The 8363-nt window shown below is 65.2% G+C and carries 8 protein-coding genes and 7 tRNA genes; 2 read left to right on the plus strand and 13 right to left on the minus strand.

The features are described from left to right. Positions 1–7: 7 nt before the first annotated feature. The 10 genes from pdxT to E3O67_RS09120 form a co-directional block, all read right to left on the minus strand. Positions 8–601, minus strand: coding sequence for a pyridoxal 5'-phosphate synthase glutaminase subunit PdxT (gene pdxT, locus E3O67_RS09075; protein WP_134430996.1), 594 nt, complete (start codon positions 599–601; stop codon positions 8–10). Positions 602–611: 10 nt separating this feature from the next. Then, complete coding sequence (pdxS, locus tag E3O67_RS09080) at positions 612–1508, minus strand: pyridoxal 5'-phosphate synthase lyase subunit PdxS (RefSeq protein ID WP_135102507.1); 897 nt, start codon at positions 1506–1508, stop codon at positions 612–614. Positions 1509–1576: 68 nt separating this feature from the next. After that, the gene (locus E3O67_RS09085; RefSeq protein WP_134430991.1) at positions 1577–2140 is read right to left on the minus strand and encodes an HIT domain-containing protein; all 564 of its coding nucleotides are present in this window, start codon (positions 2138–2140) and stop codon (positions 1577–1579) included. Position 2141: 1 nt separating this feature from the next. Continuing rightward, on the minus strand, positions 2142–4064 hold the full coding sequence (thrS, locus tag E3O67_RS09090) for a threonine--tRNA ligase (protein WP_241982088.1): 1923 nt from the start codon (positions 4062–4064) through the stop codon (positions 2142–2144). A gap of 196 nt (positions 4065–4260) precedes the next feature. Then, positions 4261–4332 (minus strand) — tRNA-Val (locus tag E3O67_RS09095). A gap of 26 nt (positions 4333–4358) precedes the next feature. Further along, positions 4359–4432 (minus strand) — tRNA-Cys (locus tag E3O67_RS09100). A 49-nt stretch (positions 4433–4481) separates the two neighbouring features. Further along, positions 4482–4553: transfer RNA gene (locus tag E3O67_RS09105), tRNA-Gly, on the minus strand. 187 nt (positions 4554–4740) lie between these two features. Beyond that, positions 4741–4812 (minus strand) — tRNA-Val (locus E3O67_RS09110). Positions 4813–4838: 26 nt separating this feature from the next. After that, positions 4839–4912 (minus strand) — tRNA-Cys (locus E3O67_RS09115). A gap of 49 nt (positions 4913–4961) precedes the next feature. Next, positions 4962–5033 (minus strand) — tRNA-Gly (locus E3O67_RS09120). 155 nt (positions 5034–5188) lie between these two features. Here E3O67_RS09120 and E3O67_RS09125 point away from each other — a divergent pair. Continuing rightward, positions 5189–5261: transfer RNA gene (locus tag E3O67_RS09125), tRNA-Val, on the plus strand. 68 nt (positions 5262–5329) lie between these two features. Here E3O67_RS09125 and E3O67_RS16930 read toward each other — a convergent pair. Beyond that, on the minus strand, positions 5330–5491 hold the full coding sequence (locus tag E3O67_RS16930; protein ID WP_166787003.1) for a hypothetical protein: 162 nt from the start codon (positions 5489–5491) through the stop codon (positions 5330–5332). Positions 5492–5564: 73 nt separating this feature from the next. After that, positions 5565–5738: a CsbD family protein gene (locus E3O67_RS09130; protein WP_134430985.1), complete on the minus strand. Its 174-nt coding sequence runs from the start codon at positions 5736–5738 to the stop codon at positions 5565–5567. Between the two features lie 77 nt (positions 5739–5815). Between E3O67_RS09130 and E3O67_RS09135 the strand changes: the two genes are divergently transcribed. Next, entirely contained in the window at positions 5816–6541 is a 726-nt protein-coding gene (locus E3O67_RS09135; RefSeq protein ID WP_135102511.1) for a M50 family metallopeptidase, read from the plus strand. 730 nt (positions 6542–7271) lie between these two features. Here E3O67_RS09135 and E3O67_RS09140 read toward each other — a convergent pair. Further along, positions 7272–8003 carry a YqjF family protein gene (locus tag E3O67_RS09140; RefSeq protein ID WP_134430978.1) on the minus strand — a complete coding sequence of 244 codons (732 nt, stop codon included), beginning with the start codon at positions 8001–8003 and terminating at the stop codon, positions 7272–7274. Positions 8004–8363: the final 360 nt, after the last annotated feature.

Raw genomic sequence — 8363 nt, forward strand, 5'->3', positions numbered from 1 at the left:
CCGGAGCCTAGCGGCGGTAGCCGGCGGCGGCCACCTTCTGCAGAAAGTATGCGTGGAAGCGGTGCTCCCCGGTGATCTCGGGGTGGAACGATGTGCCAAGGAGGTTGCCCTGCTCGACCGCGACACAACGGCCGTCCGGGAGAGTGGCCAGTGCGCGGGTGCGCGGCCCGACGGACTCCACCACGGGTGCCCGGATGAACACGGCGTGCACCAGCGGCTCACCGAGCACCGGCACATCGAGGTCGGTTTCAAATGAGAGCGTCTGCGAACCGAAGGCGTTGCGGCGAACCGCGATGTCGAAGCCGCCGATCGTCTGCTGCCCCTGTATGCCGTCGATGACGGTGTCGGCCAGCATGATCAGACCGGCGCAGGTGCCGTAGACAGGCAGGCCGGACCGCACGGCCCCGGCCAACGGTTCGGCCAGGCCGAACGCGCGGGCGAGTTTGTCCATCACGCTGGACTCGCCGCCCGGGATCACGAGCCCGCTGATGCGGGCCAGTTCTTCCGGGCGGCGGATGAGCTCGACCTCGGCGCCGAGGTTCCGAAGAACCACGGCATGCTCACGGAAGTCACCCTGAAGAGCAAGAACTCCAACGCTCACGAACGGGTGGCTACCAGCCGCGCTCGGAGAGGCGGTGCGGGGCGGGCAGGTCGGACACGTTGATGCCGACCATGGCCTCGCCGAGTCCGCGCGAGACGGATGCGATGACGCTGGGGTCGTCGTAGAAGGTGACGGCCTTGACGATCGCGTTGGCACGCGCCTGCGGGTTGCCCGATTTGAAGATGCCGGAGCCGACGAACACGCCGTCCGCGCCCATCTGCATCATCAGGGCTGCGTCGGCGGGAGTGGCCACTCCGCCGGCAACGAAGAGCACGACGGGGAGCTTGCCGGTGGCGGCGATCTCGGCGACGAGCTCATACGGGGCCTGCAGTTCCTTCGCGGCGACGTACAGCTCGTCCTTGCTCAGGGCCGACAGGCGGGCGACCTCACCCTTGATGGTGCGGATGTGCTTCATGGCCTCGGAGACGTCTCCGGTGCCGGCCTCGCCCTTGGACCGGATCATGGCCGCGCCCTCGTTGATGCGCCGCAGCGCCTCACCCAGGTTGGTCGCGCCACAGACGAACGGGACCGTGAAGTTCCACTTGTCGATGTGGTTGACGTAGTCGGCCGGGCTGAGCACCTCGGACTCGTCGATGTAGTCGACGTTCAGGGCCTGCAGGATCTGCGCTTCGACGAAGTGACCGATGCGCGCCTTGGCCATCACCGGGATGGAGACCTCGGCGATGATGCTGTCGATCAGGTCGGGGTCGCTCATCCGGGCGACACCACCCTGGGAACGGATGTCGGCGGGAACCCGCTCAAGGGCCATGACGGCGACAGCACCGGCGTCCTCGGCGATGCGAGCCTGCTCGGCGTTGACGACGTCCATGATGACGCCGCCCTTCATCATGTCGGCGAGTCCACGCTTGACGCGGCTCGAACCAAAGGCGGAAGTGGTTTCAGTCATAGCTGTGATTCTATTCCTTGGGGGTGGTCGGTTCCGTCCGGCGGGTGCCGATGGAGGGTTTTATACGGCTAGTTGCCATCCAGGGGCCAGCCCGCCGCGACTTCGCGCCGCACATCGCCCAGAAGGCGGGGAATCGCCTTCGTTCCGGCGATGATCGGGAAGAAGTTGGAGTCGAGTGCCCAGCGGGGAACGATGTGCTGGTGCAGGTGCTCGGCGATGCCCGCACCGGCGATGCGGCCCTGGTTCATGCCGATGTTGAAACCGTCGCAGTGCGACACCGTCTTCAGCACCCGCATGGCCACCTGGGTGAGGCTGCCGATCTCGGCGATCTCCTCCGGGCTGGCCTCGTCGTACGTGGCGATGTGGCGGTAGGGGCAGACCAGCAGGTGGCCGCTGTTATAGGGGAACAGGTTCAGCAGCACGTAAGCGTGGGTGCCGCGGGCCACGATCAGGGCCTTCTCGTCGGTCATGCTCGGGGCCAGGCAGAAGGGGCAGTCGTCCGGGTGCGGCTGCTGGCCATCCTGGATGTACACCATCCGGTGCGGGGTCCAGAGCCGTTGGAAGGCATCCGGAACCGCGGCGAACTCCGACGACTGCTCGAGTCCCTCGAACTCGTCGTTGGGTACCTCCATCTCAGACCTGGCCCTGTGTCGTGACCTGCGCGCGCGTCTCGATCGCGGCGATGATGCGACGGATGGCCTCATCGGCCGGCACCCCGTTGTCCTGGGTGCCGTCGCGGAACCGGAAGCTGACCGCACCGTTGTCCCGGTCGTCCTCACCGACGATCAACTGGAAGGGGACCTTCGCCTTGGTGTGGTTGCGGATCTTCTTCTGCATGCGGTCGTCGGAGTGGTCGACCTCGGCGCGCACGCCTGCGGCTCTGAGGCGGCCGACGATCTCGTCGAGGTATGGGCCGTATTGCTCGGACACCGGGATGCCGACGACCTGCACCGGGGACAGCCACACCGGGAAGGCACCGGCGTAGTGCTCGGTGAGCACCGCGAAGAAGCGTTCGATCGACCCGAACAGCGCCCGGTGAATCATCACCGGGCGCTGGCGGGAGCCGTCGGGGGCCGTGTACTCGAGGTCGAATCGCTCCGGCAGGTTGAAGTCCAGCTGGATCGTGGACATCTGCCAAGTGCGGCCGATCGCGTCGCGGGCCTGAACCGAGATCTTCGGTCCGTAGAACGCGGCGCCGCCCGGGTCGGCCACGAGCTCGAGCCCGGATGCTTCGGCGACCTCGCGCAGGGTGTCGGTCGCTTCCGCCCAGGCTTCGTCGGTACCGACGAACTTCTTCGGGTCCTTCGTGGAGAGTTCGAGGTAATAGTCCTCGAGACCGTAGTCGGCGAGCAGCTTGAGCACGAAGTTGAGGGTGCCGGTGAGCTCATCCTTCATACCTTCGCGGGTGGTGTAGATGTGCGCGTCATCCTGGGTCATGCCGCGCACCCGGGTGAGGCCGTGCACGACGCCGGACTTCTCGTAGCGGTAGACCGAACCGAACTCGAACAGGCGCATGGGCAGGTCACGGTAGCTGCGGCCGCTGGAGCGGAAGATCAGGTTGTGAAACGGGCAGTTCATCGGCTTGAGGTAGTAGTCGACGCCCTGACGGGTCATGTGGCCATCGGCGTCGTACTCCGCGTCGAGTTTCATCGGTGGGAACATGCCGTCGGCGTACCAATCGAGGTGCCCGGAAGTCTCGAAGAGGTTCGACTTGGTGATGTGCGGGGTGTAGACGAAGTCGTAGCCGGCCTCGGTGTGCCGCTTACGGGAGTAGTTCTCCATCTCCTGGCGGATGATGCCGCCCTTGGGATGGAAGACGGGAAGACCGGAGCCGATCTCCTCGGGGAAGCTGAAGAGGTCGAGTTCGGCGCCGAGCTTGCGGTGGTCCCGCTTGGCTGCCTCCTCCTGGCGTGCCTGGTAAGCGCGCAGTTCGTCCTTGGTGGGCCACGCGGTGCCATAGATGCGCTGCAGCTGCGGGTTCTTCTCCGACCCACGCCAGTAGGCGGCGGCCAGTCGGGTCAGGGAGTATCCGTTGCCGATCATGCGGGTGTTCGGCAGGTGCGGGCCGCGGCACAGGTCTTTCCAGACCGTCTCGCCCGTCTTCGGGTCCACGTTGTCGTAGATGGTGAGTTCGGCGCCGCCGACCTCGACCGACTCGTTATCGGCGGTTTCCGCCGCCCCGCCCTTGAGCCCGATCAATTCGAGCTTGTACGGTTCGGTCGCCAGTTCTTCCCTGGCCTGGTCGTCGGTCACGACGCGGCGCACGAAACGCTGGCCCTGACGGATGATGCGGTCCATGGCTTTCCCAAGGGACTTGACGTCCTCGGGTGTGAACGCCTCCTCGACGTCGAAGTCGTAGTAGAAACCGTCGGTGACGGGCGGGCCGATGCCCAGGCGTGCGGCCGGGTTCACGGTCTGCACGGCCTGCGCGAGCACGTGAGCGGCCGAGTGGCGCAGGATGCCGAGGCCGTCCGGTGAGCCGATGGTCACCGGTTCGACGACATCCGTCGGAGTCACCGTCGTGGCGAGATCCTTGAGCTCGCCGTTGACGCGCATTGCGACAACGGACCGGTCGGTGAATAGCTCAAAGCCGTCAGCCACGTGTATTACTCCTCAGTGTTGTTCGAACCCCCTCAACTTTAGCGGCGCGCCGGAGGGGACCCCTCCGCCGGCCCGACAGGATCGGGCACAGCATTTCGGGTATAGAAAAAACCCCAATTTACCGGGGTTTGTCTGTCTCGCACGAACTGTGTGGGCGATACTGGGATCGAACCAGTGACCTCTTCCGTGTCAGGGAAGCGCGCTACCGCTGCGCCAATCGCCCATTTCCTGAGAATCGCTTTTCAGAAGTGGAGGTGGATACGGGATTCGAACCCGTGTATACGGCTTTGCAGGCCGCTGCCTCGCCTCTCGGCCAACCCACCACTTGGGATTCGTACCAAAAAGAATCGGCCTTTCGGCCGACCCAATTCGAGCGGATGACGAGATTCGAACTCGCGACCCTCACCTTGGCAAGGTGATGCGCTACCACTGCGCCACATCCGCATTTGTCGGCGTTTCAGCTGACTTGAAAGACTCTAGCCGATTCCGGCCGAGCCCGCCGCACCTTCCCGACGATTCCGCACGGTGCGCCCCCGAGGACGGGCCGATTTCACCGGGATTCTCGGCTCCCTGCGGGCAAACAAAAAAACCCCCGAGTCACCGGGGGATTGTTTGTTTCGCACAAATTCTGTGGGCGATACTGGGATCGAACCAGTGACCTCTTCCGTGTCAGGGAAGCGCGCTACCGCTGCGCCAATCGCCCAATTCCTGGAAATTGCTTTCCGGGAGTGGAGGTGGATACGGGATTCGAACCCGTGTACACGGCTTTGCAGGCCGTTGCCTCGCCTCTCGGCCAACCCACCACTTGGGATTCGTATCAAAAAGAACCGACCTGTCGGCCGATTCCATTCGAGCGGATGACGAGATTCGAACTCGCGACCCTCACCTTGGCAAGGTGATGCGCTACCACTGCGCCACATCCGCAACTGCTCGCATTTCTGCGCGCTTGGAAGACTCTAGCCGATAGTCCGGTGCATATTCAAACCGGGCCGCCCCGGCGTGTTGTGGTGGTCCCGAGGTGCGCCACGCACCCGCTCGTGGGCTAGTATCAGAACTCGTGGTTGACGCTTCGGCCACAGGGGCGATTGGCGCAGTTGGTAGCGCGCTTCCTTCACACGGAAGAGGTCATCGGTTCGAGTCCGGTATCGCCCACAGTAGAAAAAGCCCCGGACTTCCGGGGCTTTCTCTTTTTCTCGGTGAGGTGGATGACTGGTGCCCGGCTAGGTCCGCTTGCCCGAAATCACCCGGACCAACCAGACGATCACGGCGATGACGACGAGCACTATGCCGACCCAGATCAGGAAGTTGAGCGACTCGACGAATCCTCCGGTGAGGAGAAGAGCGACGGCGATGATCGCGATAACGATGAGGAGGACATTCATGATTCTCCCTGCCTTTCAATGGTTCACGGTTCGATGGGTTGTTGTTGATAGTCAGTCGCTGGAGTTGGGTCGATCAGTCCGCGATGGCATCCTTCACGTTCTCACCGGCCTGCTTGAGGTTCGCCTTGGTCTGATCGGCTTTGCCTTCAGCCTCCAAACGCTCGTTGTCTGTCAGCTTGCCAGCGGCTTCCTTGGCCTTGCCGGCGGCCTCCTCGGCAGCATTCTTGATCTTGTCCGAAGCACCCATGGGATCGTCCCTTCACTCGTATCCAGTGTCTGCGGCCAGCATAAGACTCTCTGTCGAGGTCATCTAGGCTGAAAACCATGGATGGGCTGGTCGAACTGTGGGGGCAGCTGTCCGCCCGCAACGAACCGTTGCCCGCGGTCACGGCCTGGCTGACCATCGCCGCCGCCGCCCTGCTCGTGCTGGTTCCGGCCGTGTGGCGGGTCAGCCGCCACGTCATCACGATCGCGCACGAGGGTGGCCATGCGGTGGTGGCGACAGTGAGCGGCCGCCGGTTGGGCGGCATCCGTCTGCATTCCGACACCTCCGGGCTGACGGTGAGCAGCGGGCGCCCGCGCGGCCCCGGCATGGTTTTGACCCTGCTGGCCGGGTACACGGCGCCGGCTCTGCTGGGGCTCGGCGCCGCATGGATGCTCAGTCTCGGCTACGACATCGGCCTGCTGTGGCTGCTGCTGGCGGCCCTGGCGTTGCTTCTGGTGCAGATCCGCAACTGGTTCGGGCTCTGGTCCGTGCTCGTCACCGCCGGCCTCGTCTTCGGCATCACCTGGTTCGGTACTCCCCCGGTGCAGAGTGTCTTCGCCCTGCTGATCACGGCGTTTCTGCTGCTCGGGGCCGTGCGCACCGTGGTCGAGTTGCAGCGCTCCCGGTCGCGGACCCGCGGCACCGCCTCCGACGCTGATCAGCTGGCCCGTCTGACCCACGTCCCGGGCGTGGTCTGGGTGGCCGTGTTCTTCGCCGCGACGATCACGTGCGCAGGGATCGCCGCACGGTTGCTCGGCCTGCTCGCCTTTGTCGGCGCCGCCTGAACCGGGTCAGGCGTCAGGGGATCGCGGGTACCGCATATTTGAAGCCCAGGTGGGAAGCGGTGAAGCCCAGCCGTTCATGGCCGGGCCTACCCTCCGGGCGTCACAGATTGGCGAGGTCTCGGTTTCTGGCACGGCCTCCGTCCCGGTTTCTGGCACGGCCTCCGTCCCGGTTTCTGGCGCGGGCCCTGTGGTGGTGGTTGGGACGCCGGCACGGGCGCCGCTGTGGTCGACGATGCGGTCGTCGCCGAGTGGATGACCGTGGCCGGTTCGCTCAGGAACGCAACTGATCTCCCCAGCCTGCAGGGGCGCGGGTCGCGGGGAGTTCCTCGGCCAGGGCCCGGCTCTCCGCGATCAGGTTCTCCGCCGTGCGCCGCGGAATCCGGATCGTGCACGCGAGTTCACTGACAAACTCCCGCCCCGCGACCTCGGCGGCATCCCAGCGGAACCGGGAAGCCGGGCCGCGGGGACTTCCCGAACCGGCGAGCCGCCTCGACCAACTCCGCCCGCCTCGCGAACGCCGCAGCGATGGCCCGATGGGCCTCCGCGATCGCCTCGAACTGCTCCCCGAGGGCCTCGTGTTCTTCAATGAATGAGGGCTTCATGACACACGCGTTACGGTCACCCACCGACATTCGAGGCGGCATCCGCTCGCCCCGGAACAGCCTGTGGAGAACCCGATCAGGATCACATTGTGGAGGAAAAGACCCTGCCTCGCCGACCCCGGCGCGACTCAGCCGGCAGCGCCGAACCAGGTGGTGACGCCGGGCGAGTAGAGCACCGATTCCGGCGCGCGTCCGGCCAGCCCGGGAAACCCTGCCATTGCGAGCAGGGTGTCGTCGAGACTGACCAGCTCGGCCTGGAAGAGCTCCCACGGCTCGTGATGGTTGCGCAGGTGCACCGTGCGACCTCGTGTGCGCGTGAACAGCGCCCATCGCGCGGTCAGGAAGTCGGCGAGCGGGTCACCGACGACCGGGCGGGTGGTCGGCCGCACCACGATGTCGGTGTGCGCTCCGGCGGCCAGGTGGCGGCGTGACGTGTACCGGTAGTCCCCCGTCGCAACCTCGAGACGGGTGCGGGACCACATGTACGGGATCGAGAACAGCGCCCGGGCGGCCAGCACGGCGGCGAGGCGGGAGGCCTCCAGCGACACGAACACCACACCGCGGTGCCCATTCGCGTCCACCGCGTACAGGCGCACGTTCACCTCGACGAAAGAACCGAAGTAGGGGATGGGCGGGCTACCGAAGACGGTGGCCCGGTCAAGCACGAACGGGATCAACCCGACCCAGCTGGTCCCGTCGATTTCGTCGGGCACGAGGCCCTCCGGCAGCAGCGGCGCGACGAGGGCGGCTTCCACACGCCAGTGCACGAACATCAGATTCGACCAACGCTGGCTCGAGGACGCCCGCCCGCCGAGCCGGGGCGCAACCGCCGAGATCGGGTCCATCGCGGCATCCGTCATCTGAAAATCTCCCCTTGTTCACGGACAGGTTCAGGCCGATCCGCGGCACTCCGTCAACCTCAACGCTACTCGCACCGCGACCATGTCACGGCCGTGCTGATCCCTTCGATTCCACTCGGTCAGACACCATATTTGGCGTCGAACGAGCAGCCGGCGTCGAACCAATTCGACGGAGATTTTGGTCTGAAAGCGGTTTTACGGTCAGTTTGAGGCCGATCCGGGCAAAATCTCCGTCGAATTCGTTCGGGCCGCGCTAGGTGTTCTTCCCACGGAGGTTGTGAGCGTGGCGTGAGCTAAAAAGGTGAGGACCTCCGGTATCGATTGGGTTACCACACTCAAGTCGATGCCACGGAGGCCCTC

It is taken from the genome of Cryobacterium sp. TMT3-29-2 (assembly GCF_004564305.1).
GTDB classification, from domain to species: domain Bacteria; phylum Actinomycetota; class Actinomycetes; order Actinomycetales; family Microbacteriaceae; genus Cryobacterium; species Cryobacterium sinapicolor.

What these genes read in the sequence shown, in the direction of transcription:
- pdxS (WP_135102507.1), bottom strand. Translation starts at nt 1,508, where the DNA reads ATGACTGAAACCACTTCCGCCTTTGGTTCGAGCCGCGTCAAGCGTGGA.
- E3O67_RS09085 (WP_134430991.1), bottom strand. Translation starts at nt 2,140, where the DNA reads ATGGAGGTACCCAACGACGAGTTCGAGGGACTCGAGCAGTCGTCGGAG.
- thrS (WP_241982088.1), bottom strand. Translation starts at nt 4,064, where the DNA reads ATGCGCGTCAACGGCGAGCTCAAGGATCTCGCCACGACGGTGACTCCG.
- E3O67_RS16930 (WP_166787003.1), bottom strand. Translation starts at nt 5,491, where the DNA reads ATGAATGTCCTCCTCATCGTTATCGCGATCATCGCCGTCGCTCTTCTC.
- E3O67_RS09130 (WP_134430985.1), bottom strand. Translation starts at nt 5,738, where the DNA reads ATGGGTGCTTCGGACAAGATCAAGAATGCTGCCGAGGAGGCCGCCGGC.
- E3O67_RS09135 (WP_135102511.1), top strand. Translation starts at nt 5,816, where the DNA reads ATGGATGGGCTGGTCGAACTGTGGGGGCAGCTGTCCGCCCGCAACGAA.
- E3O67_RS09140 (WP_134430978.1), bottom strand. Translation starts at nt 8,003, where the DNA reads ATGACGGATGCCGCGATGGACCCGATCTCGGCGGTTGCGCCCCGGCTC.